This is a genomic window from Mesorhizobium sp. 131-2-1, from assembly GCF_016756535.1.
In the GTDB taxonomy this organism is placed as follows: Bacteria; Pseudomonadota; Alphaproteobacteria; order Rhizobiales; family Rhizobiaceae; genus Mesorhizobium.
Window position 1 is genome coordinate 606,889 of sequence record NZ_AP023247.1, and the last position, 23,208, is coordinate 630,096.

The window sequence follows — 23,208 nt, forward strand, 5'->3', positions numbered from 1 at the left end:
GGCGTCTGTACGAGAAAAATCTGTAGAATCGGTTAGCACGCGGGCATCGTCACTCGCCGCAACGTCAGATTGATGCGGCCGCCATTCTTCAGCAGGGCCGAGGTCGACGGGTAAATGCGGTCGACGCCGTGGAAGCAGAGGCGGCCCTCGCCGCCGAGCACGACGACGTCGCCGCTTTTCAGCCGAAATGACTTGGTGCCGCCATCGCGCGTCGTCTGGCCGACCCGGAACAGGCAATCGTCGCCCAGCGACACCGAGACGACGGGTGCGGAAAAGTCCTGCTCGTCGCGGTCCTGGTGCAGGCCCATCTTGGCCTCGCTCGAATAGAAATTGACCAGGCAGGCTTCCGGCGGATGCGGATAGGCCGCCACCTCCCGCCACAATTGCAGCAGCGCATCGGGGATCGGCGGCCAGGGCAAGCCGGACGCGGGGTGGGTCGGCTGGTAGCGATAGCCGTGCTCCCTGTCGGTGACCCAGCCGAGCGGGCCGCAATTGGTCATGCGCACGCTCATCTCCTTGCCGGTGCGCGGCATGGCCGGCACGAACAGCGGAGCGGCGTGCACGACTTTCCTGATCTCTTCGACCAGCGCCTCCTGCACAGGGCGAGGCAGATAGCCCGGCATATGGCGCACGCCGTTGGGCAGAACGAGCATGGGATTTCCGTTCGATCCGGTTAACGCGCCCGAGCATGCCATCAATGGGGAAAGACGGCGACCCGAAAGCGGCTATCGCGGTTTCCGCGCCGGCTCGACCTCAGTCGTTGTCCACCCGGCCGCGCAGCTTCTTCACAGTGGAACGCCCGGCTTTGGTCTTGAGGCGCCGCTCGACGGCGCCTTTCGAGGGCCTGGTCTTCTTGCGCGGCGGCGGCGGCGGCTCGGCCGCCTTGGCGACAAGCGCCGTCAGCCGCGCCCGCGCATCGGCACGGTTCTGCTCCTGGGTGCGGAAGCGGCCGGCTTCGATGACGACGACGCCGTCCTTGGTGGCGCGCTGGCCGGCGAGCTTGATGGTGCGTTCGCGCACGCGCTCGGACAGGCCGGCCGCATTCGCCGCGTCGAAACGCAACTGCACGGCGGTGGCCACCTTGTTGACGTTCTGGCCGCCCGGGCCCGAGGAGCGGATGAAGTCCTCGTGCAGGTCACCGGGATGGATAACGGCTTCGCCGGTTATGAAGATGTCGTCGTCGCTTGCCATGCGCGCAGTCATGACGCGGCGACGCAAAAAAGAAAAGGCCCGGCCGAAGCCGGGCCTTTGACGGCGGCAATGTGCCCGACGCTATTCGGCCGCCTCCTGGAGGCGCGGGGCAGCACCCATGACGGTCGCGTCGACATGCTCTTCGAACTTCTCGAAATTGGCGGCGAACATGCCGACCAGCCTGGCCGCCTGCCGGTCATAGGCCGGCTTGTCGGCCCAGGTCGAGCGCGGATCGAGAATTGCCGGGTCGACGCCGGCGACCGCTACCGGCACCGCGAAGCCGAAATTGGCATCGGTGCGGAAATCGGCCGTTTTCAGCGAACCGTCGAGGGCGGCGGCGAGCAGCGCTCGCGTCACCTTGATCGGCATGCGGCGGCCGGTGCCATAGGCGCCGCCGGTCCAGCCGGTGTTGACCAGCCAGCAGTCGGCGCCGTGGCGGGCAATCAACTCGCGCAGCAGGTTGCCGTATTCGGACGGGTGGCGGGGCATGAAGGGTGCGCCAAAGCAGGTCGAGAAGGTCGCTTCCGGCTCGGTGACGCCCTTTTCGGTGCCGGCGACCTTGGCCGTATAGCCGGAGAGGAAGTGGTACATCGCCTGCGCCGGCGTCAGCCTGGCGATCGGCGGCATCACGCCGAAGGCGTCGGCGGTCAGCATGATGATGTTCCTGGGATGGCTGGCGCGCCCGGTCCTCGAGGCATTGGGAATGTAGTCGAGCGGATAGGCGCAGCGCGTGTTCTCGGTCAGGGTGCCGTCGTCGAAATCCGGCACGCGGTCGGCGCCGAGCACGACATTTTCCAGCACGGTGCCGAAGCGCTGCGTGGTGGCGAAGATTTCCGGCTCGGCCTCGGCCGAGAGCCTGATCGTCTTGGCATAGCAGCCGCCCTCGAAATTGAAGATGCCGTGCGGCCCCCAGCCATGCTCGTCGTCGCCGATCAGCGTGCGCGAGGGATCGGCCGACAGCGTCGTCTTGCCGGTTCCCGAGAGGCCGAAGAACACGGCCGCGTCGCCGGCCGGACCTTCATTGGCCGAGCAGTGCATCGGCATCACGCCCTTCGCCGGCAACAGGTAGTTGAGCGCGGTGAACACTGACTTCTTCATCTCGCCGGCATAGGAGGTGCCGCCGATCAGCACGATCATGCGCGTCAGATCGACGGCGATCACCGTCTCGGTGCGGGTGCCGTGGCGGGCCGGATCGGCGCGGAAGGAAGGCAGGTCGATGATCGTCATCGCCGGTACGAAATGCTCGAGTTCCGACGGTTCGGGCCGGATCAGCAGATTGCGGATGAACAGCGAATGCCAGGCGAATTCGGTGACGACCCTGGTCGGCAGCTTCAGGTCCGCGTCGGCGCCGCCGACCAGATCCTGGACGTAGAGGTCCTTGTGCGCGGCATGGGCGCGGAAATCGGCAAGCAGCGCCTCGAACTGAGCCGGCGACATCGCCTTGTTGTTGTCCCACCAGACATGCGGCTCGGTGTTCTGGTCGCGGACGACGAATTTGTCCTTCGGCGAGCGCCCCGTATGCTGGCCTGTCTCGGCAACGAGGGCGCCGTGCGCGGTCAGCCTCGCCTCGCCGCGGCGCATCGCCTCCTCGTATAGCGCGGCCGCGCCGAAATTATAGCGCACCGTGCCCGTGGTCTTCAGGCCGATCGCATCGATCGCGCAGGCGGGGTTGCGTTTGCCGGCTTCCGACATCAAATGCTCCTCTCTGGATTTGCCGCGTCTGACCGGTGGATTTCCGGCGTCCGGGAAGGGACTGAGAGGCTCAGAACCAGAAAAGGCGAATGATATCAAATCATTAATCGATTTAAAAAATTTGAAAGTTGTTTAAATCGTTTATATGTGCAAAAAATCACGGTGGTTGCCCAAAGGATTGGCAATCATTGTTCGTCCAATCCGCGTAGGGGTGTGAATGTGGCCGCCGGCACGCTGTGCGTGACACTGCGCGAAGCCTATGCCACATTTTGTACCTAATTTGTCCTGCACAAGCCCCTTCTCGACGAAAGAAGGGACAGCTCATGAGGGAGCCACTTGAAATGGCAACAATCGCGCTTGTCGACGACGACCGCAACATTCTGACGTCGGTGTCGATCGCCCTCGAGTCCGAGGGCTATCGCGTCGAAACCTACACGGATGGTGCGTCTGCGCTGGAAGGCCTGGCGGCGCGGCCGCCGAATCTCGCTATCCTCGACATCAAGATGCCGCGCATGGACGGCATGGAGCTCTTGCGCCGGATGCGCCAGAAATCCGACCTGCCGGTGATCTTCCTAACCTCGAAGGACGACGAGATCGACGAGCTTTTCGGCCTCAAGATGGGCGCCGACGACTTCATCCGCAAACCGTTCTCGCAGCGCCTGCTGGTCGAGCGGGTGCGCGCGGTGCTGCGCCGCACCAGCGCCCGCGAGGCGGCGGCCAAGCAGCCCAGCCAGCAGGCGCGCTCGCTGGAGCGCGGCCAGCTGGTCATGGACCAGGAGCGGCATACCTGCACCTGGAAGGGCGAGCCGGTGACGCTGACGGTCACCGAATTCCTGATCCTGCATTCGCTTGCGCAGCGCCCCGGCGTGGTAAAAAGCCGTGATGCGCTGATGGATTCGGCCTATGATGAGCAGGTCTATGTCGACGACCGTACCATCGACAGCCACATCAAGCGGCTGCGCAAGAAGTTCAAGGCCGTCGACGACGACTTCGAGATGATCGAAACCCTTTACGGAGTCGGATACCGGTTCCGCGAAGCGTAAGTTGATGCATGCCGCCCAAAAGTGTACGGCGGTTTTGGTCAACGACATGCACAGGAACAGGCCGGGAGCTGCTATTCGATGGCAGTCGACGTAGAGCGGAACAGAAGGGCGGGCACCGTCAGGCGGCCGTCCAGGATGCTGCCGGCATTCCTGTCTAGGATCACGGTGCCGATGCGCCGCTTCCTCGGCCATCACATCTTTTCCAGCCTGACCCGGCGCATCCTGTTCCTCAACCTTGCCGGCCTGGCGGTGCTGGTCACCGGCATCCTCTACCTCAACACATTCCGCGACGGGCTGATCGACGCCCGCGTCGAAAGCCTGATGACGCAGGGCGAGATCATCGCCGGCGCAATCGCTGCGTCGGCGACGGTGGAGACCGATTCGATCAGCATCGATCCGGAAAAGCTGCTCGAGCTGCAGGCGGGCGAGAGCCTTGGCCCCGGCTCCGACCAGCTCGACAACCTCGATTTCCCGATCAATCCCGAACGCGTCGCCCCGGTGCTGCGGCGACTGATCTCGCCGACGCGCACACGCGCCCGCATCTACGACCGCGACGCCAATCTGCTGCTCGATTCGCGCCATCTCTATTCGCGCGGCCAGATCCTGCGCTACGACCTGCCGCCGGTCGACGAGGAAGCGCCCGACCTCCTGGAGCGCATCCAGAAATTCGTCTTCGACTTTTTCCGCAACAAGGACCTGCCGGTCTATCACGAACAGCCGGGCGGCAACGGCGCGGCGTTTCCGGAAGTGGTCAAGGCGCTGACCGGCAGCCCCTCGACCATCGTGCGCGTAAGCGAGCAGGGCGAGCAGATCGTCTCCGTCGCGGTGCCGATCCAGCGTTTCCGCGCCGTGCTCGGCGTGCTGATGCTGTCGACCGAAGGCGGCGACATCGACAAGATCGTCGCCGCCGAGCGCAAGGCGATCCTGCGCGTCTTCGGCATCGCCGCGCTTGTCACCGCCATCCTGTCGATGCTGCTCGCCTCGACCATCGCCAATCCACTGCGCCGGCTTTCCGCCGCCGCGGTCAGGGTGCGGCGTGGGGTGAAGAACCGCGAGGAGATCCCCGATTTCTCCGACCGCCAGGACGAGATCGGCAACCTGTCGATCGCTGTCCGCGACATGACCAACGCGCTCTATGCCCGGATCGAGGCGATCGAAAGCTTCGCCGCCGACGTCTCGCATGAGCTGAAGAACCCGCTGACGTCGCTGCGCAGCGCCGTGGAGACGCTGCCCTTGGCGAAGAACGAGAATTCGCGCGCGCGGCTGATGGAGATCATCCAGCACGATGTCCGCCGCCTCGATCGGCTGATCACCGATATTTCCGACGCGTCGCGCCTCGACGCCGAGCTGGCGCGCGAGGATGCGGGAACGGTCGACCTGAAGACCTTCGTCACCGACCTCATCGCGGTTTCGCGCGAAACGACGCGCAACAAGAAGGCGGTCGAGATCGAGCTCAAGGTGGCCAAGCTGCCGCAAGGCGTCAAAGGCTATTTCGTCGTCGGCCATGACCTGAGGATTGGCCAGGTGATCACCAACCTGATCGAGAATGCCCGCTCCTTCGTTCCCGACGAGCATGGCCACATCACCGTCTCGCTGGCGCGCGCCGGCAAGCTCAACATCGTCACCGTCGACGACAACGGGCCGGGCATCCGGGCCGACAACATCGACCGCATCTTCGAGCGCTTCTACACCGACCGGCCGGCCGGCGAGGCTTTCGGCCAGAATTCGGGGCTTGGCCTGTCCATCAGCCGCCAGATCGTCGAGGCGCATGGCGGCACGCTGACGGCCGAGAACATTCCCGGCACCAAGCCCGGCGAGATCAAGGGCGCGCGCTTCGTGGTGACGCTGCCGGCCGAAGGTTGATCGGCGACGTGGTCATGCCCGAACCTGCCGTAAAGCCTGAAAACATCCATGGAACCGCAATCCTGATCGGCGAGCGGGGCGTCCTCATCACCGGACCGTCCGGCGCCGGCAAGACGACGCTGGCGCTGACGCTGATCGACCATTGCCGCGCGCGGGGGCTGTTTTCGCGGCTGATCGGCGACGACAGGCTGCTTGCCATGACTCATGGCGGGCGGCTGGTCTGCCGCGTGCCGGCGACGATCGCCGGCCTCGCCGAGGTGCCGGGGTTCATCCCACGCCCGCTGCCGTTCGAGCCGGGCGGGGTGATCGACCTCAATGTGCGGCTGGTGCCGCCAGCGGAAATGGCCCGTTTCCAGGAGGAAATCCGCGAACCGGTCGCGGGCTGCCTGGTGCCGCGCGTCGACCTTGCCGAGCGCAACGCCGCCACCGCCTTGCCGGCCGTCATGGCGCGGCTCTCTATCGCGCCTTTTTTGTGATTCCGCTTCGGCTTTTTTGCTGCAATGCGTCAAAATGGCCCAGGCCTGCGCAATTTTGGGCTTGTCAACGCGCCGCGCGTCGACAAGATAGCGCTCCCGCCGCCTGGAATGGCTGGCGAGCATAAAATACGCCTGTGAAGCGGCGATGACGGGAGCCACCAAAGAATGATCGGACTCGTGCTCGTGACGCACGGTCAGCTGGCCACGGAGTTCCGACATGCCGTGGAACATGTCGTCGGGCCACAAGACAATTTCGAAACCGTGGCGATCGGCGCCGATGACGATATGGAGCAGCGCCGCCGCGACATCGTCGACGCCGTGGCGCGCGTCGACACCGGCGCCGGCGTGATCGTGCTCACCGACATGTTCGGCGGCACGCCGTCCAACCTTGCCATTTCGGTGATGGAGTCCGGCCGCACCGAGGTCATCGCCGGCATGAACCTGCCGATGCTGATCAAGCTTTCCTCGATCCGCAAAGGCGACAACATGGCCGCCGCGCTCGACGAGGCGCAGGCGGCAGGACGCAAATACATCAACGTCGCCAGCCAGCTCCTGAGCAGCAAATGAACGCGCTGTCGCCGGAACAAGACCACGTCGTGCGGGATTTTCCGATCGTCAACCAGCGCGGCCTGCATGCGCGCGCGTCGGCGAAATTCGTCCAGGTGGCGAGCAGCTTCGACGCCGCGATCCATGTCGAAAAGGACGGCGTCCAGGTCGGCGGCACCTCGATCATGGGCCTGATGATGCTGGCGGCGAGCCCGGGCTATTCGATCCGCGTCACCGCCAGCGGACCGCAAGCTCTGCAGGCGCTCGATGCGCTGGAGCAACTGGTGGCCTCGCGCTTCGGCGAGGAATGCTGACGGCGTCTTTGTCGGAGATATGCTGAGAGCGTCTGATGGGGTCGCCGACCCTCTCCGGGTTCTTTTTCCTGCGCAATTCCGGACGGAAAGCTGATTCGCACTTTCCTGGTTTTGCTCTAAAGCGCGTCGCGCCTAAACGGCCTCATACGACGCACTTTAGAACGTTGTTCTTATGCATGTCGTTATCCCAAAACCGCCGCGCACTTTTGGGCGACATGCATTGGCAAAGACATGCACGAATAAAGATTTCTTTATATCCCATTGTCGTTTGGATGCCGATCTGCTAGTCAGGCCGGCAATTCGCGCCCTTCCATGCGCCGTCTGGCGCCGGCGCGTGCCATAGACAAATCACACCGGAGCACTGCCATGACGGGTAGCAAGGACTATGTGGTCGCCGACATTTCGCTTGCCGGCTGGGGCCGCAAGGAAATCGAGATCGCCGAAACCGAGATGCCGGGCCTGATGGCCTGCCGCGAGGAGTTCGGCGACAAGAAGCCGCTCAAGGGCGCGCGCATCACCGGCTCGCTGCACATGACGATCCAGACCGCGGTCCTGATCGAGACGCTGAAGGCGCTGGGCGCCGACATCCGCTGGGCCTCGTGCAACATCTTCTCGACGCAGGACCATGCCGCGGCGGCGATCGCCGAGGCCGGCATCCCGGTGTTCGCCATCAAGGGCGAGACGCTCGAGGACTATTGGGAATACACCGACAAGATCTTCCAGTGGGCCGATGGCGGCACCTCCAACATGATCCTCGACGATGGCGGCGACGCCACCATGTACATCCTGATCGGCGCCCGCGCCGAGGCCGGCGAGGATGTGCTGTCCAATCCGGGCAGCGAGGAGGAAGAGATCCTGTTCGCCCAGATCAAGAAGCGCCTGAAGGCATCGCCCGGCTTCTTCACCAAGCAGAAGGAAGCGATCCGCGGCGTCACCGAGGAGACGACCACCGGCGTTAACCGGCTCTACCAGCTGCAGAAGAGGGGCCTGCTGCCGTTCCCGGCGATCAACGTCAATGACTCGGTGACCAAGTCGAAATTCGACAACAAGTACGGCTGCAAGGAATCGCTGGTCGACGGCATCCGCCGCGGCACCGACACGATGATGGCTGGCAAGGTCGCCGTCGTCTGCGGCTATGGCGACGTCGGCAAGGGCTCGTCGGCCTCGCTGAAGGGCGCCGGCGCTCGCGTCAAGGTCACCGAGGTCGACCCGATCTGCGCGCTGCAGGCGGCGATGGACGGCTTCGAGGTGGTCACGCTGGAAGATGCCGCGCCGACGGCCGACATCGTCATTACCACCACCGGCAACAAGGATGTCGTCACCCTCGACCACATGCGGTCGATGAAGGACATGGTGATCGTCGGCAACATCGGCCACTTCGACAACGAGATCCAGGTGGCGGCGCTGCGCAACCTGAAATGGACCAACGTCAAGCCGCAAGTCGACATGATCACCTTCCCGGACGGCAAGCGGATGATCCTTTTGTCAGAGGGCCGCTTGCTCAATCTCGGCAACGCCACGGGCCATCCGAGCTTCGTCATGTCGGCGTCCTTCACCAACCAGGTGCTGGCGCAGATCGAGCTCTACAGCAAGCACGGCCAGTACCAGAACCAGGTCTACGTGCTGCCGAAGCATCTCGACGAGAAGGTCGCCCGCCTGCATCTCGGCAAGCTCGGCGCACGCCTGACCGAACTGTCCGGCGAACAGGCCGCCTATATCGGCGTGACGCCGCAAGGGCCGTTCAAGCCGGAACACTACCGCTATTAACCAAAACAGACGTTACCACCAGATATTGAGGCCGGGCGATTGACTTTTCGCCCGGCTTTATTTTTGCGCGGAATGATTCTTCACGCCGATTCCAGCAGGCGTTATTGTTGTGATTCGCGGTCCGGGGGACGCGGGCCGGGATTCGCAATCAGGGCGGTCTTGCATTCAGGCGGCGAAGAGGACCAAGACATGCCGGGGGAAAACCCGCCTCGCGCGGGACAGGCCGTTTCCGGCGGCCAAAGCGATTCGGTGACATCGGGCGCCGCCGTCAGGGGCGGGCGTCTGTCATGGCGTGGCGGTGTCCGCATGGCGGCGCTTCTCGCTGGCTCGGCGCTTTGCAGCCCGTTGCTTGGCCTTGCGGCGCATGCCGAAACCGTCGCGCAATCGGCCGGGCTCTCGGTCAGCACGGTCGAGGTGATGCAGCTCGCCATGTTCGCCGGGGTGATGGGGGCCGCCCTTGTCTCGGCCATCTTCCTGATCCGCGAAAGGGCCCGCACCTCGGCGCAGAACGCCGAGCTCAGGACCCGCATCGCCGACGTCAACGCGGCGCTGCAGCGCTCCGAGGCGCTGCTCAATCTGCGCGACCAGCGTGTCGTGGTGTGGGCTTCCGAGAACAAGAAGCCCGAGCTCATCGGAACATTGCCGCTGGAGAGCGGCGCGCCCGAGGACCGGGCCGCCTTCCTCGCCTTCGGCCGCTGGCTGATGCCGCGCTCGGCCGCGGCGCTCGAACATGCCGTGGCGGCGTTGCGGGAAAAGGCGAAGGCCTTCGACCTGATCATCGAAACGCAGGCCGGGGTGCCGCTCGAAGTGCAGGGGCGCAAGAGCGCGTCGCATGTGCTGGTGCGCTTCGTGTCGCTGTCGGAAACGCTGCGCAGCCAGGCGCGGCTGAAGATCGAGAACCAGCGGCTCAGCGCCGACTACGAGACCATGCTCGGCCTGCTCGACGCACTGAAGATGCCGACATGGCTGCGCGCCGCCGACGGGCGGCTGAAATGGGTCAACCGCGCCTATGCCGAGGCGGTCGAGGCGCAAAATGCCGAAGCGGCGGTGCGCGAAACCAAGGAATTCCTGGGCGGCCAGGCGCGCGAGCAGATCGCCGAGCAGCACAAGGCGCGACCGGTGTTCGAACAGACGCTGTCCACGGTGATCGAAGGCGATCGCCGGATGTTCTCGGTGACCGATTTCGCCGGCCCCGAGGGCTCGGCCGGGCTTGCCTGCGACACCAGCGCCACCGAAACCATCCGCGGCGAATATGAGCGCACGGTGCGCAGCCACGCCGACACGCTCGACCAGCTCAACACCGCCGTCGCCATCTTCGACACCAATGAGAAGCTGCGCTTCTTCAACCAGGCGTTCCAGAAACTGTGGAACCTCGACAGCGGCTTCCTGCACAGCGCCCCGGACAATGCCTTGCTGCTCGACCGGCTGCGCAGCGAAGGCAAGATCGCCGAACAGCCGGAGTGGCGGCGCTGGAAGGAAGGCCTGCTCGGCGCCTATCGCGCGGTCGAATCGCAGGAGCACTGGTGGCACCTGCCCGACGGTAAGACCATCCGCGTGGTGGCCAACCCGCAGCCCAAGGGCGGCGTGACCTGGGTGTTCGAGAACCTGACCGAGAAGATGGACCTCGAAAGCCGCTACCAGACGGCGGTGCGCGTGCAGGGCGAGACGCTGGACAATCTTGCCGAGGGCGTGGCGGTGTTCGGTCCGGACGGGCGGCTTCGCCTGTCGAACCCGGCTTTCGTCGCGCTATGGGGCCTGGACAAGGACGTGATCAAGCCCAATGTCCACGTCTCGGCGATCCGCGACCTTTGCGACCGGCGCGCCACGGACAGTCCGTGGGGCGGCTTCGTCGCCGCCATCACCGGCTTCGACGACGAGCGCCGCGACCGCCACGGCCAGAGCGAGCTCGTCAACGGCACGGTGCTTAGCTACGCGGTGATCCATTTGCCCAACGGGCAAGTGATGATGACCTTCGTCGACGTCACCGACAGCGTCAATGTCGAGCGGGCGCTGAAGGACAAGAACGAAGCGCTGGAGCGGTCCGACCAGCTGAAGAACGAGTTCGTGCAGCACGTTTCCTACGAGCTGCGCTCGCCGCTGACCAACATCATCGGCTTCACCGAGCTGCTGTCGCTGCCTTCGACCGGGCCGCTGACGCCGAAGCAGCGCGAATATGTCGAGCATGTCGGCTCGTCCTCCTCGGTGCTGCTCACCATCGTCAACGACATACTGGATCTCGCCACCGTCGATGCCGGCATCATGCAGCTCGACATTTCCGAGGTCAGCGTCGACCGGACCATCGCGGCGGCCGCCGAGCTGGTGGCCGACCGGCTGGAAGAGCATTCGATCACGCTCAGGGTCGACGCCGCGGCGGCGCCGAAGAGCTTCCATGGCGACGAGACCCGCATCCGCCAGATCCTCTACAATCTCTTGAGCAACGCCGCGAACTACGCGCCGGAAGCAAGCACCGTCACCCTTGCCTGCCGCCAGCTCGCCGACGGCGTGGAATTCTCCGTCCATGACGACGGGCCCGGCATGCCGCCGGACGTGCTGGATTCGGTGTTCCGCCGCTTCGAGCCGAGGACCAATGGCGGGCGCCGGCGCGGTGCCGGCCTCGGCCTGTCGATCGTCAAGAGCTTTGTCGAGCTGCATGGCGGCAGCGTCCGCATCGAAACCGGCAAAGACCAGGGCACCACCGTCATCTGCACCTTCCCGGCCGCGCCTTCGGGCATTCGCGCCGCGGCCGAGTAGCGGGCCTCATGGCAGGGCTGGAGCGTTTTCTCGCCGACGAAGCCGCCACGGCAAGGCTCGGGGAAGACCTGGCGATGGCGCTGCGCCCGGGCGATGTGCTGGCGCTCAAGGGCGATCTCGGCGCCGGCAAGTCGACGCTGGCGCGGGCGCTCATCCGGGCGCTGGCCGACGATGCCGGCCTCGACGTGCCGAGCCCGACCTTCACGCTGGTCCAGAGCTACGAGACGCGCTTTCCGGTGCATCATTTCGATCTCTACCGGCTGTCCGCGGCCGGTGAACTCGACGAACTCGGCTTCGACGACGCGCTGGCGCAAGGGGCGGCCCTGGTCGAATGGCCGGAACGGGCCGAGACCGCCCTGCCGGACGGCACGCTCTGGATCGAGCTCGCGCATCAGGGCGACGGCCGCCTGGCGAAATTGTCCGGGACGGGGCCCGCCTTCGATCGCGCGACGCGGTCGCTGGCGATGCGCGATTTCCTGGTCACGGCCGGCTGGGGCGACGCCGGCAGGCGCTTCTTCGTCGGCGATGCTTCCGCGCGCTCCTATGAAATCGTCTCGCTTGCCGGCCTTGCGCCGCGCGTGCTGATGAACTCGCCGCGGCTCGTGCTCGGCCCGCCGGTGCGCGACGGCAAGCCTTACGCGGTCATCGCCCACACCGCGCAATCCGTCACCGCCTTCGTCGCCATCGACCACGCCTTGCTGGCGGCGGGCGTCAGCGTGCCGCGGATCCATGCCGAGGATCTCGACCAGGGTTTTTTGCTGCTCGAGCATCTCGGCTCGGAAGGGTTTTTGGGCGGGAATGGCGAACCGATCGCCGAGCGCTATGCGGCTGCGGCCGAGCTGCTGGCCATGATGCATGGCAAGACCTGGCCCGACAGGATGGAAGCGGCGCCCGGCATCGTCCACGACGTGCCGCCCTTCGACCGCGAGGCCATGCTGATCGAGGCCGACCTCCTGGTCGACTGGTATGTGCCGATGCTGACCGGCAAGCCGGCGAGCGACGCGCTGGTTGCCGGATACCACAAGGAATGGAACGCGGCTCTCGACCGGCTGCAAGGCAGCGAATACACGCTGATGCTGCGCGATTTCCATTCGCCCAACATCATTTGGCGTAGCGACCGCGCCAGTCACGACCGGCTCGGCATCGTCGACGTCCAGGACGCGCTGATCGGCCCCGCCGCCTATGACGTCGCCTCGCTCGCCATGGACGCCCGCGTGACCATTTCGCCCGCGATCGAGAAGCAGACGCTCGATGCCTACATCGCGGCGCGCCATGCCGCCGGCGCCTTCGACGAAGCGGCCTTCCGGGAGGCCTACGCCATCATGGCGGCGCAGCGCAATTCGAAGATCCTCGGCATTTTCGTGCGGCTCGAAAAGCGCGACGGCAAACCCTTCTATCTCAAGCACCTGCCGCGCATCCGCGACTATCTCAGAAGAGCGCTGGCGCACCCCGCGCTTGCCGGGCTACACGACTTCTACGCCGCCCATGGCCTGCTGGAAGAACGAACGCCGTGACCGCAAATCCCAAGACCGCAATGGTGCTCGCCGCCGGGCTCGGAAAGCGCATGCGGCCGATCACCGACACGATCCCGAAGCCGCTGGTGGAGATCGCCGGCAAGACCCTGCTCGACTGGGGGCTGGACAGCCTTGCAAGCGCCGGTGTCGATACGGCCGTGGTCAACGTCCACTATCTTCCAGACCAGATCATCGCCCATGTCGCCGGCCGTGTGGCGCCGAGGATCGCCATTTCCGACGAGCGCGAGATGCTGCTGGATTCGGCTGGCGGCATCGTCAAGGCGCTTCCCTTGCTCGGGGAAGAGCCCTTCTACATCATCAATGCCGACACATTCTGGATCGACAGCGGCCAGCCCAGCCTCGAGCGCCTTTCCCTTGCATGGGACGCAGCGAGAATGGATATTCTGCTGATGCTCACCGATCTCGACTCGGCAACCGGACACTGCGTCGGCACCGATTTCCTGGCGGCGCCTGACGGTGCGCTCCGCCGCTCGAAAGGCGACCCGGCCGGCCTGATCTATGCCGGGGCCGCGATCGTTCATCCGCGCATCTTGAAGGATGCGCCGACGGGACCGCACTCGCTCAACGCCTATTTCGACACGGCGATTGCCGCGGGACGGCTGTTCGGCATGCAAATGACCGGCCACTGGATCACGGTCGGCACGCCCGACGCCATTCCGCTCGCCGAGGCGGCGGTCGCCGGCGCGCTCGCGAAAGCGATATGAGCGGCTCGCGCCGCGTCTTCTCCATCCCGTCCGGAGCGCCGTTCCTGCCGACGCTGGCGGAAGCGTTGCTGGATGGACGACTCGTCCCCGGCTTCCGCTTCGACGGCGATCCGCTGGCGCTTGCCGACGCCACCATCTATGTGCCGACACGGCGCGCGGCGCGTGCGTTGCGCGGCGCCTTCGTCGACATGCTCGGCGTCCGCTCGGCCATCCTGCCGACCGTTCGCCCGCTCGGCGAATTCGACGAGGACGAGGACGCCTTCGATGCCGAGGCAGCGCCGGCCATCGAGCTCGCCCCGCCGATCGCCGCGCAGGAGCGGCTGCTTCTCCTGGCGCCGCTGGTGCGCAGGTGGAAGGAGAGCCTGCCGGCGCATGTCGCGGCGCGGTTCAACGAGGAATTCGTGGTGCCGACGTCGGCGGCCGACGCCATCTGGCTGGCGCGCGACCTTGCGCGGCTGATGGACGAAATCGAAACCGAAGGCACGGACTGGGCGAAGCTCGCCACGCTGGTCAGCGGCAACCTCGCCGGCTGGTGGCAGGTGACGCTCGATTTCCTCGGCATCGTCACCGACAACTGGCCGAAGCTGCTCGCCGAACGCGGCCTCTCCAATCCGGCGGCGCACCGCAGCGCGCTGATCCGGCTGGAGGCGGCGCGGCTGAAGCGCAGCCCGGCCGCCGGCCCGGTGATCGCCGCCGGCTCGACCGGCTCCATCCCCGCGACGGCCGAGCTGCTCGGCGTGATCGCCGGGCTGCCCAATGGCGCCGTCGTGCTGCCCGGCCTCGACAAGGGGCTGGACGAGGCCTCCTTCGCCGCCATTTCCGCGCCCGGCGCGCGGCCGGCGACGCTCGGCCACCCGCAATACGGCCTGGCGAAGCTGATCGGCGGTATCGGCGTGCTGCGCGCGGATGTCGAGGAGATCGTCGCGGCGGACCGAGCGCTGGCAATCCGCGCGGCCCTTGTCGGCGAAGCGCTGCGACCGGCCGAAACCACCGAATTGTGGACCGAGACGCGCCCTGGCTTCGAGGCAGCGGACATCCGGCAGGCGCTGACCGGCGTGACGCTGGTGGAGGCTGCCAACGAGCGCGACGAGGCGGTGGCGATCGCGATCGCGCTGAAGCGCGCCGTCGAGCAGCCGGGCCAGCGTGCAGCGCTCGTCACCGGCGATCGCGCGCTGGCGCGGCGCGTATCGGCCGAACTGCTGCGCTTCGGTGTCGCCGCCGACGATTCCGGCGGCACGCCGCTCGCCAACACACCGGCGGCGAGCCTGCTGAGGCTGGCGCTGCAAGTGGCATTCCGCCCGGGCGAGCCCGTCGCCCTGCTGTCGCTTCTCAAGCATCCGCTGCTTGGCCTCGGCCTCGTCCGGACGGGCGTGCGCCATGCGGCTGAGATCGTCGAACTAGTGGCGCTGCGCGGCGGCACCGGGCGACCGGACGCTGCCTCGCTGGCATCGCTTTTCGAGGCCCGCCTTTCGGGTCTCGGCGACAGCCGCCCGCCCTTCTGGTTCCCGCGGCTGACGGTGCGCGGGATCGAGCAGGCGCGGGATATGCTTGCCCGCCTTGCCGAGGCGCTGGCCCCGCTCACCGCCTTTCGCAGCGAACAGAATGCCGATCTTGCGGCGTTGACGCGGGCAAGCGTTGTTAGTCTGGAATATCTAGGCCGGGCAGCCGACGGCGGCCTGACGGAACTCTATGCCGGCGACGCCGGCCAGAAGCTTGCCGAGCTGCTGCGCGGCCTGGTCGCCGCTTCAGTGCCGTTCGCCTTCGCTGCGGCCGAATGGCCCGACGTGATGGACGCACTGATTGCGCCGGAAACGGTCAAGCCGGCGCAAGGCACCGACCGCAGCATCGCCATCTGGGGCGCGCTGGAGGCGCGGCTGCAGAACGTCGACACGCTTGTCATCGGCGGGCTCAACGAAGGTGTATGGCCGCGCAAGCCGGAGAGCGACCGCTTCATGTCGCGGCTGATGAAGACCGGCATCGACCTCGAGCCGCCGGAGCGGCGCATCGGCCTTGCCGCGCACGACTTCCAGATGGCGATGGGCGCGAAGAAGGTGGTGCTGACGCGCGCGGCCCGTTCCGGCGACGCGCCGGCGGTGCCCTCGCGCTGGCTGCAGCGCATTCTCACCTTCATCGGCAAGGAGCATGCCGCGGCTCCCCTGCGACGCGGCGAGGCGCTGCTCGCCTGGGCGCGCGAGCTCGATGCCGGCGAGCGGGAAGACTTCGCGCCAAGGCCACAGCCGAGGCCGCCGCTCGACACCCGGCCGCAGCACTTCTCGGTGACCGAGATCGAGACGCTGCGCCGCGATCCCTATGCGGTCTACGCCCGACGCATCCTCGGCCTGATGCCGCTCGATCCGGTCATCCGCGATCCCGGCGCCGCCGAGCGCGGAACGCTGTTCCACGCCATCCTGCATCTGTTTTCGCGGCGGGTCGCCGATCCGCGCCAGCCGGACGCCTTGCAAAGCCTGATCGAGGCGGGCCGGGCCTGCTTCGCCGAAGCGGCGCTTCCACCCGACATCGAGGCGGTGTGGTGGCCGCGCTTCGAAAAGCTAGCCGCCAACATCATCCAGTGGGAGCGGCAGCGCGCACCCGATGTCGCAAGTCGGCATGCCGAAGAACGTGCTGAAAAGACGGTCGTCGGCCGTACTGGCGTTACCTTGTCCGGCCGTGCCGACCGGATCGACCTGCTCGCCGGAGGCATGGCCGATATCCTCGACTACAAGACGGGCTCCTCGCCCTCGAAAGCGCAGGCCCATACGTTGCTGTCGCCGCAACTCGCGCTCGAAGGCGCATTGCTGCGGCGAGGCGCCTTCAGGGAACTTGGGATCCGCGAACCCTCGCAGCTTGCCTTCGTGCGGCTGAAGGCGAATGGCGATGTCGATCCGGAATCCATCCTTGAGTACAGTCGGAAATTGCGAACCGCCAACGAGCTTTCCGAGGAAGCCTGGGCACGGCTGGAAAAGCTGCTCTTCCACTATGCCGATCCGACGACCGGCTATCTGTCGCGCGCTTTGCCGTTCCGCGAAGGCGAAGCCGATGGCGACTACGACCATCTGGCCCGCGTGCTCGAATGGTCGGCCGGCGGCGAAAGCGACGACGAGGCGGGGGAGGCATGAAGAAGGCCTACCCGATCCCGAGCGACACCGCCGCCAGCCAGGCGCGCGCTTCCGATCCGCTGAATTCGGCCTGGGTCTCGGCCAATGCAGGGTCCGGCAAGACGCATGTGCTGGCGCAGCGTGTCATCCGGCTTCTGCTCAACGGCACCGACCCGTCGAAGATCCTTTGCCTGACCTACACGCGCGCCGCCGCCGCCAACATGTCGAACCGGGTGTTCTCGACGCTGTCGGAATGGACGTCGCTCGGCGATGCCGAGTTGGCTAGCCGGATCGCGGCGCTGGATGGCCGCCGCGCCGACGCCGACACGATGCGGCGCGCGCGCCGGCTGTTCGCCGAGGCGCTGGAGACACCGGGCGGATTGAAGATCCAGACCATCCACGCCTTCTGCGAATCGGTGCTGCACCAGTTCCCGCTGGAAGCCAACATCCCCGCGCATTTCGACATGCTCGACACGCAGATGGAAGCCTCGCTCTTCGGCGATGCCCGCCGCGACATGATCTCGGGCGCCAGCGCCGGCGCCGAAGGACTGGCCGAAGCCTTTGCCATGGTGTTGGAGCGCGGCGGCGAGGCCGGCCTTGACGCGCTGCTGGCGGAGATCGTGAACAAACGCGACGGGCTGCGTGCCTTCATCGCGGGGCTGGGCGACGACTTCCGGCCGCTGTTCGCCGAATTCCGCTTCAGGCCCGGCCTGACGGCCGAGGACATCGCCGCTTCGCTGTGGCCCCTGCCTGGCTTCCCGTCCGACTATTTCGCCGGCTTCGCGCGCGCCGCCGAAGCGGCCGATGCGCGCATCGTGCTGAACAACATCCTGCCTTATGCCCGATTGGCCTTCGCCGAGGGCGATCCGATCCGTCGGCTGCAGCTGCTCGGCAAGGCCTTTCTGAAGGCCGATGGCGACGCCTATGAGCCGGCAAAGACCTTCAAGAGAGTGCTGCTCGACCGGCTGCCCGACCTGCCGGAGCGCTACATCGAGGCTGCCAAGGCAATCCTGGACGTATCGGACCGGCTGGCGCTGTTCAGGATGCTGGAGGGCACCACGGCGGCGTTGACCGTCGCCCGCTGGCTGATCGCCCGCTACGAGCAGCTGAAGCGCAGCCGCGGCTTCCTCGACTTCAACGACCTGATCACCCGCACCGTCGCCCTTTTGTCGCGCCCCGATGCCGGTGCCTGGGTGCAGTTCAAGCTCGACCAGGGCATCGACCACATCCTGCTCGACGAGGCGCAGGACACCAGCCCCGACCAGTGGGAAGTGGTGAAGAAACTGACCGAGGAGTTCTTCGCCGGACTTGGCCAGCGCGAAACGGTGCGGCGCACGGTGTTCGCCGTCGGCGACGAGAAACAGTCGATCTATTCCTTTCAGGGTGCCGCGCCGGACTCCTTTGCCGAGAGCAGGCTTCTGTTTGCCGGGCGCGTGCGCGATGCCGAGGCCCCCTTCGCCGATCTCAAGCTGACCTGGTCGTTCCGTTCCAGCGACGACGTGCTTGCCGCTGTCGACCGCGTCTTTGCCGATCCGAGTATCAGGCGTGGCATCAGCCATGACCCCGACGCGCTCAGCCACAAGGCGATCCGCACCGACGCGCCGGGCTATGTCGAGGTGTGGCCGTCGATCGGCGCCGATGCCGTCGAGGAGCCCGACGACTGGACCTTGCCTGTCAACCACGCCAGCGCGCCGGCGGTGCGCGTCGCCGAGCATGTGGCTGCGACCATCCAGGCCTGGCTCCGCGATGGCGAGATCCTCGAAGGCAAGGGCCGCAAGCTGACGGCCGGCGACATCCTTGTGCTGGTGCGCAAGCGCGACCGTTTTGTCCATGCGCTGTCGCGTAGCCTCAAGAACCGGCAGATCCCGGTTGCCGGCGCCGACCGGCTAAGCCTGCCCGGCCATATCGCGGTGAAGGACCTGATCGCGCTCGGCCATTTCCTCATCCAGCCGGAGGACGACCTGTCGCTGGCAGCCGTGCTGCGCAGCCCTGTCTTCGACGTGTCCGAGGAACGGCTCTTTTCGCTGGCTAACGGACGGCCTTCCGGCCAGTCGCTGATCGGCTCGCTGCGGCAGCAGGCCGGAGAGGATCCGGCGCTGGCCCCGGTGGTGACGCGGCTCGATGCCTGGGCGGACGAGGCAGCCTTCAAGCCGGTGTTCGAATTCTATGCCGCCGCACTCGCCCGCGACGGACTGCGCAAGAAGATGATCGCCCGGCTCGGACCGGAAGCCGGCGATATCATCGACGAATTCCTGAGCTTCTGCCTGGCCGAGGAACGTACCGGCCTGCCGGGGCTGGAATCCTTCCTGGCGACGCTGGAAAGCAGCGGACCCGAAATCAAGCGCGAGATGGATCAGACCCGCAACGAAGTGCGCGTCATGACTGTGCACGCCGCCAAGGGCCTGGAGGCGCCGGTCGTCTTCCTGGTCGACGGCGGCTCGGCGCCGTTCAGCGACCAGCACCTGCCGAGGCTGATGCCGTTCCAGGGCTCGGGCCAGCATTTCGACGGCAAGGGTTATCTCTGGCGCTCGGCCAGCGATGTCGCCAACGGCTTTTCGAAGGCCGCCGCCGCGCATGCCCGCGAACTCGCCGACGACGAATACCGCCGGCTGCTCTATGTCGGCATGACGCGGGCCGAGGACCGGCTGGTCGTCTGCGGCTATCACGGCAAGCGAATGCCGAGCACCGGCACCTGGCATTCGATCGTCAGCCGGGCGCTGGCCGGCGCGCCGGAAAGCGCGGAGCGCCGGCATCCGGCGACGAACGACGTCGCGGTGCATCGCTTCCACATGACCAAGCTGCCGCCGGTGGCGTTGGCCGCGGCCGAGGCGCAAGACCCGATCGACCGTGTCGCTCCTCTGCCGGAAAGCCTGTTTAGCCCGTTGCCGCCCTATGAGGAGCTGCCACGGCCGCTGTCGCCCTCCGGCGCCTCGGTGCTGATCGACGAGGGGAAGGAGACGGTGACCGACACGCGCTCGCCGGTGCTGGATGCCGAGGCCGAGCCCGGCTTTGCCGTCCTGCGCGGGCTGGCGCTGCACAAATTGCTGCAAATGCTACCTGCGGTCGCCGAAGGCGAGCGTCAGGACGCCGCCTCGCGCTATCTGGCGCGCGCCGGCGCCGCATGGCCGCAAGCTGAGCGCGAGAAGGCACTGGCAGCCGTGACGGCGATCCTCGCCGATCCCCGCTTCGCCGCGCTGTTCTCGCCCGCATCCCGCGCCGAAGTCGCGGTCATGGGCAGCCTCGAGGTGAAGGGAAAGCTGCGCTCGATCTCCGGCAAGATCGACCGGCTGGCGGTGACGCCGCAGCGTGTCTCGATCGTCGATTACAAGACCAACCGGCCGGCGCCGGCGACCCTGGAGGAGGTGCCGCCCGCCTATCTCCTGCAACTTGCACTCTACCGCGCGCTGCTTCAGCCGCTCTATCCCGGCCGGGATGTCAAGGCCGCGCTGCTGTTCACCGAAGCGCCAAGGCTGATCGAGTTGCCGGCGAGCGCGATGGACGATGCCCTTGCCCGACTCACGGGAGCGTGACACAAGAACTGCTTGAATTAGGCCTTCGCCACCACCACATTTGGTGCAACCCGAGTTTTCGAAAGGATTTCCGCATGGCCACCGTGAAGGTCGACAAGAGCAATTTCCAGGCCGATGTGCTCAACGCCAAGGAGCCGGTCGTGGTGGATTTCTGGGCCGAGTGGTGCGGTCCCTGCAAGATGATCGCGCCGGCGCTGGAAGACATCGCCCAGGAGCTTGGCTCGAAGGTCAAGATCGCCAAGCTCAACATCGACGAGAATCCCGAGTTGGCCGCGCAGTTCGGCGTGCGCTCGATCCCGACGCTGATGATCTTCAAGGGTGGCGAAGTGGCCGACATGAAGGTGGGCGCCGCTCCGAAGACCGCGCTGTCGCACTGGATCAACGGCAGCCTCGCCTGAGCCAATCGAAAAGTTCGCAGGACAGGCCCGGCCATCGCGCCGGGCTTTTTCTTTGGCGCCATCCCTCAGCGCCCTCTGGCCCTCGCGCGCGTTGCCTCCATGTCTTCTGCTTGGGACGGACAGGAGAACATTATGACCGGAACAGCCAAGGCCACCGTCTTCATCGACAATGAGCGCGTCATCGTCACCGAGTACCGTTTCCAGCCGGGCGACAACACCGGCTGGCACCGTCATGGCCACGACTATGTCATCGTGCCGCTAATGGACGGCAAGGTGAAGCTTCTGACCAAGGACGGCGAAGCCTTCGCCGAGATGAAGAAGGGGGCGCCTTATTTCCGCAAGGAGGGCGTCGAGCACGACGTCATCAGCGCCAATGACGGCGAATACGCCTTCATCGAGATCGAGCTGAAATAGCCCATCGAAGGCGCACGGCGCTCACCAGTCGGCGATGCGGTCGCCGCCGGTGAATTGCGCGCTCTTTTCGGTGTATTCGAAGAGCTCGATCTTCACGCCGTTCGGGTCGCGGGTCCAGGCCTGGAAGGTGCCGTCGCAGGCGAGCTTCTTCGATGTCACCTCGACGCCTTTCGACTTGATATGGGCGATCGCCGCATCGATGTTTTCGACTTCCAGACAGAAGTGGTTGATCTGGTTCAGATCGCCGTAGATCGCTTCGCCCTTCTGGAACACCTCGACGTGGCTGCGGCCGCCGCAATCGAGGTAGAAACCGAAAACCTTGCCGTCGCGCAGGAAATTGAACCTGGTGTCCATCCCCAGGACATCCCGGTAGAAGCCGCGCGTCGCTTCCAGGTCATGCGCGAAGATGCAGACATGGGCGAGCTGCTTCACTTTGATCATGACGGGCTCCTTGCGGTGAACAGATTAGGGACGCCCCAGCCCCTTGCGCGAAATCCGGCCTCAGGTCGGCGGCGTGCCGTTTTCGGCCAGCACCGAGCCGGCCAGGTAGAGCGAACCGCCGATCAGGATGCGCGGCGGCGGGCCGTCCCATGTGTCGCGCAACAGCATCAGCGCGCTGGCGACTGAACTGACCGGCTCGGCCGACAGGCCGACCTCGGCGGCGCGCAGCGCCAACTCGTCATTGGGCACGCCGGCATCGCTGAGGCTCACCGGCACCGTGTAGACATGCCGGGCGAGCCCCTTGAAGGCGCGGAAATAGCCGCTCTGGTCTTTGGTGTTGATCATGCCGGAGATCAGGAACAGCGGCCGCGGGTGCTTCTCTTCCTGCTCGGCGAGCGCCTCGGCGATGACAATGCCGGCGCCGGGATTATGGCCGCCGTCCAACCAGATGTCGGCGCCCTTCGGCGCCAATTCGGCCAGCCTTCCTTGCGCCAGTTTCTGCATGCGGCCCGGCCAGGCGACGCTGCCCATCGCCTTTTCGGCGGCGCGGTGGCTGATCTCGAAGCCGGCGGCCTTGACCGCGGCGATCGCCGCGGCGGCGTTGGCGAACTGGTGGCGTCCCGGCAGGCGCGGCGGCGGCAGGTCCATCAACCCGTCCTCGTCCTGGTAGACCATGCGGCCGTTTTCCTCGAAGGCGAGGAAATCCTGGCCGTAGACGAAGGTCGGGCAGTCGAGCCGCTCGGCGGTGTCGATCAGCACCTGCAGCGCCGTCTCGCTTTCCTGCGCGCCGATGACAACCGGGCAACCGGGCTTGATGATGCCGGCCTTCTCGGCGGCGATCAGTTCGACCCGGTCGCCGAGATAGGCCTCGTGATCCATCGATACCGGCATGATCACCGACACCGCCGGCCTGGCGATGACATTGGTGGCGTCGAAGCGGCCGCCGAGGCCGACCTCGATGATGGCGGCTTCGGCCGGATGCTCCGCGAACAGCAGGAAGGTGACGGCCGTGAGGATTTCGAAGACGGTGATCTTCCGGCCTTCGTTGGCGGCCGCGACGCGGGCGATGGCGTCGGCGAAGACCTGATCGTCGACCAGCCTGCCGCCGCCCTCGGCCGCCAGACGATAGCGCTCGTGCCAGTTCACCAGATGCGGCGAGGTATGCACATGGACGAGATGGCCGGACGCTTCAAGCAACGCCCGCGAGAAGGCGGCGCAGGAGCCCTTGCCGTTGGTGCCGGCAATATGGATGGCCGGCGGGATCAGGTCCTGTGGATTGCCGAGCCGTTCGAGCAGCCGCGTGATGCGGTCGAGTGAAAGGTCGAAGCCCTTCGGGTGAAGCGCCATCAGGCTTTCGATTTCGCGGTCGGCGGCAAGCGTTGTCATGGACGAATCCTAGGCGCACCGGACGGTGCGCGCAATCGCGCCTCGCGGCGTTCAGTGTCGCC

18 protein-coding genes are annotated in these 23,208 nt (G+C 66.2%); 13 read left to right on the plus strand and 5 right to left on the minus strand.

Annotated elements, in window-relative coordinates:
- Positions 1 to 32: 32 nt before the first annotated feature.
- The 3 genes from JG743_RS02835 to JG743_RS02845 all read right to left on the minus strand — a co-directional run bounded on the left by JG743_RS02835 (position 33) and on the right by JG743_RS02845 (position 2,883).
- The gene (locus JG743_RS02835; RefSeq protein WP_202298042.1) at positions 33 to 653 is read right to left on the minus strand and encodes an alpha-ketoglutarate-dependent dioxygenase AlkB family protein; all 621 of its coding nucleotides are present in this window, start codon (positions 651 to 653) and stop codon (positions 33 to 35) included.
- 100 nt (positions 654 to 753) lie between these two features.
- On the minus strand, positions 754 to 1,191 hold the full coding sequence (gene arfB, locus JG743_RS02840; protein ID WP_202298044.1) for an alternative ribosome rescue aminoacyl-tRNA hydrolase ArfB: 438 nt from the start codon (positions 1,189 to 1,191) through the stop codon (positions 754 to 756).
- A gap of 81 nt (positions 1,192 to 1,272) precedes the next feature.
- A complete protein-coding gene (locus JG743_RS02845; protein ID WP_202298046.1) occupies positions 1,273 to 2,883 on the minus strand; it encodes a phosphoenolpyruvate carboxykinase in 1,611 nt (536 codons plus the stop codon).
- Between the two features lie 341 nt (positions 2,884 to 3,224).
- On the opposite strand from JG743_RS02845, the gene JG743_RS02850 reads away from it, so the two are divergent.
- From JG743_RS02850 to JG743_RS02910, 13 genes are all read left to right on the plus strand, one after another.
- Positions 3,225 to 3,926 carry a response regulator transcription factor gene (locus JG743_RS02850; RefSeq protein ID WP_126057113.1) on the plus strand — a complete coding sequence of 234 codons (702 nt, stop codon included), beginning with the start codon at positions 3,225 to 3,227 and terminating at the stop codon, positions 3,924 to 3,926.
- Between the two features lie 78 nt (positions 3,927 to 4,004).
- Positions 4,005 to 5,789, plus strand: coding sequence for a sensor histidine kinase (locus JG743_RS02855; protein WP_202298048.1), 1,785 nt, complete (start codon positions 4,005 to 4,007; stop codon positions 5,787 to 5,789).
- A gap of 14 nt (positions 5,790 to 5,803) precedes the next feature.
- The gene (locus tag JG743_RS02860) at positions 5,804 to 6,265 is read left to right on the plus strand and encodes an HPr kinase/phosphorylase (RefSeq protein WP_202298050.1); all 462 of its coding nucleotides are present in this window, start codon (positions 5,804 to 5,806) and stop codon (positions 6,263 to 6,265) included.
- 165 nt (positions 6,266 to 6,430) lie between these two features.
- Positions 6,431 to 6,832 (plus strand): PTS sugar transporter subunit IIA, encoded by a 402-nt coding sequence (locus tag JG743_RS02865; protein WP_010912939.1) that lies wholly within the window; start codon positions 6,431 to 6,433, stop codon positions 6,830 to 6,832.
- Positions 6,829 to 7,125: an HPr family phosphocarrier protein gene (locus JG743_RS02870; protein WP_202298052.1), complete on the plus strand. Its 297-nt coding sequence runs from the start codon at positions 6,829 to 6,831 to the stop codon at positions 7,123 to 7,125. The genes JG743_RS02865 and JG743_RS02870 overlap by 4 nt, the downstream gene beginning before the upstream one ends.
- Positions 7,126 to 7,491: 366 nt before the next feature.
- On the plus strand, positions 7,492 to 8,892 hold the full coding sequence (gene ahcY / locus JG743_RS02875; RefSeq protein WP_202298054.1) for an adenosylhomocysteinase: 1,401 nt from the start codon (positions 7,492 to 7,494) through the stop codon (positions 8,890 to 8,892).
- Positions 8,893 to 9,081: 189 nt separating this feature from the next.
- Positions 9,082 to 11,643 (plus strand): sensor histidine kinase, encoded by a 2,562-nt coding sequence (locus JG743_RS02880; RefSeq protein ID WP_202298065.1) that lies wholly within the window; start codon positions 9,082 to 9,084, stop codon positions 11,641 to 11,643.
- Positions 11,644 to 11,651: 8 nt separating this feature from the next.
- Positions 11,652 to 13,157: a tRNA (adenosine(37)-N6)-threonylcarbamoyltransferase complex ATPase subunit type 1 TsaE gene (tsaE, locus tag JG743_RS02885; protein WP_202298077.1), complete on the plus strand. Its 1,506-nt coding sequence runs from the start codon at positions 11,652 to 11,654 to the stop codon at positions 13,155 to 13,157.
- Positions 13,154 to 13,882 (plus strand): nucleotidyltransferase family protein, encoded by a 729-nt coding sequence (locus JG743_RS02890; RefSeq protein ID WP_244673050.1) that lies wholly within the window; start codon positions 13,154 to 13,156, stop codon positions 13,880 to 13,882. Before tsaE ends, JG743_RS02890 begins: the two co-directional genes overlap by 4 nt.
- Positions 13,879 to 16,998 carry a double-strand break repair protein AddB gene (addB, locus tag JG743_RS02895; protein WP_202298087.1) on the plus strand — a complete coding sequence of 1,040 codons (3,120 nt, stop codon included), beginning with the start codon at positions 13,879 to 13,881 and terminating at the stop codon, positions 16,996 to 16,998. Before JG743_RS02890 ends, addB begins: the two co-directional genes overlap by 4 nt.
- Complete coding sequence (gene addA, locus JG743_RS02900; RefSeq protein ID WP_202298097.1) at positions 16,995 to 20,507, plus strand: double-strand break repair helicase AddA; 3,513 nt, start codon at positions 16,995 to 16,997, stop codon at positions 20,505 to 20,507. Before addB ends, addA begins: the two co-directional genes overlap by 4 nt.
- Before the next feature lie 74 nt (positions 20,508 to 20,581).
- The gene (gene trxA, locus JG743_RS02905) at positions 20,582 to 20,905 is read left to right on the plus strand and encodes a thioredoxin (RefSeq protein WP_202298106.1); all 324 of its coding nucleotides are present in this window, start codon (positions 20,582 to 20,584) and stop codon (positions 20,903 to 20,905) included.
- A gap of 132 nt (positions 20,906 to 21,037) precedes the next feature.
- Positions 21,038 to 21,319 (plus strand): cupin domain-containing protein, encoded by a 282-nt coding sequence (locus tag JG743_RS02910; RefSeq protein ID WP_202298108.1) that lies wholly within the window; start codon positions 21,038 to 21,040, stop codon positions 21,317 to 21,319.
- 21 nt (positions 21,320 to 21,340) lie between these two features.
- On the opposite strand, the gene JG743_RS02915 is transcribed toward JG743_RS02910, so the two are convergent.
- On the minus strand, positions 21,341 to 21,760 hold the full coding sequence (locus tag JG743_RS02915) for a VOC family protein (RefSeq protein WP_202298110.1): 420 nt from the start codon (positions 21,758 to 21,760) through the stop codon (positions 21,341 to 21,343).
- Between the two features lie 60 nt (positions 21,761 to 21,820).
- Complete coding sequence (locus JG743_RS02920; RefSeq protein ID WP_202298112.1) at positions 21,821 to 23,146, minus strand: bifunctional folylpolyglutamate synthase/dihydrofolate synthase; 1,326 nt, start codon at positions 23,144 to 23,146, stop codon at positions 21,821 to 21,823.
- Positions 23,147 to 23,208: the final 62 nt, after the last annotated feature.

Coding starts and splice junctions, on each gene's coding strand:
- JG743_RS02920 (WP_202298112.1), bottom strand. CDS start 23,146: ATGACAACGCTTGCCGCCGACCGCGAAATCGAAAGCCTGATGGCGCTT.
- tsaE (WP_202298077.1), top strand. CDS start 11,652: ATGGCAGGGCTGGAGCGTTTTCTCGCCGACGAAGCCGCCACGGCAAGG.
- JG743_RS02850 (WP_126057113.1), top strand. CDS start 3,225: ATGGCAACAATCGCGCTTGTCGACGACGACCGCAACATTCTGACGTCG.
- trxA (WP_202298106.1), top strand. CDS start 20,582: ATGGCCACCGTGAAGGTCGACAAGAGCAATTTCCAGGCCGATGTGCTC.
- addA (WP_202298097.1), top strand. CDS start 16,995: ATGAAGAAGGCCTACCCGATCCCGAGCGACACCGCCGCCAGCCAGGCG.
- ahcY (WP_202298054.1), top strand. CDS start 7,492: ATGACGGGTAGCAAGGACTATGTGGTCGCCGACATTTCGCTTGCCGGC.
- JG743_RS02835 (WP_202298042.1), bottom strand. CDS start 653: ATGCTCGTTCTGCCCAACGGCGTGCGCCATATGCCGGGCTATCTGCCT.
- JG743_RS02860 (WP_202298050.1), top strand. CDS start 5,804: ATGCCCGAACCTGCCGTAAAGCCTGAAAACATCCATGGAACCGCAATC.
- JG743_RS02845 (WP_202298046.1), bottom strand. CDS start 2,883: ATGTCGGAAGCCGGCAAACGCAACCCCGCCTGCGCGATCGATGCGATC.
- JG743_RS02910 (WP_202298108.1), top strand. CDS start 21,038: ATGACCGGAACAGCCAAGGCCACCGTCTTCATCGACAATGAGCGCGTC.
- JG743_RS02915 (WP_202298110.1), bottom strand. CDS start 21,760: ATGATCAAAGTGAAGCAGCTCGCCCATGTCTGCATCTTCGCGCATGAC.
- JG743_RS02880 (WP_202298065.1), top strand. CDS start 9,082: ATGCCGGGGGAAAACCCGCCTCGCGCGGGACAGGCCGTTTCCGGCGGC.
- JG743_RS02865 (WP_010912939.1), top strand. CDS start 6,431: ATGATCGGACTCGTGCTCGTGACGCACGGTCAGCTGGCCACGGAGTTC.
- JG743_RS02855 (WP_202298048.1), top strand. CDS start 4,005: ATGGCAGTCGACGTAGAGCGGAACAGAAGGGCGGGCACCGTCAGGCGG.
- JG743_RS02870 (WP_202298052.1), top strand. CDS start 6,829: ATGAACGCGCTGTCGCCGGAACAAGACCACGTCGTGCGGGATTTTCCG.
- addB (WP_202298087.1), top strand. CDS start 13,879: ATGAGCGGCTCGCGCCGCGTCTTCTCCATCCCGTCCGGAGCGCCGTTC.
- arfB (WP_202298044.1), bottom strand. CDS start 1,191: ATGGCAAGCGACGACGACATCTTCATAACCGGCGAAGCCGTTATCCAT.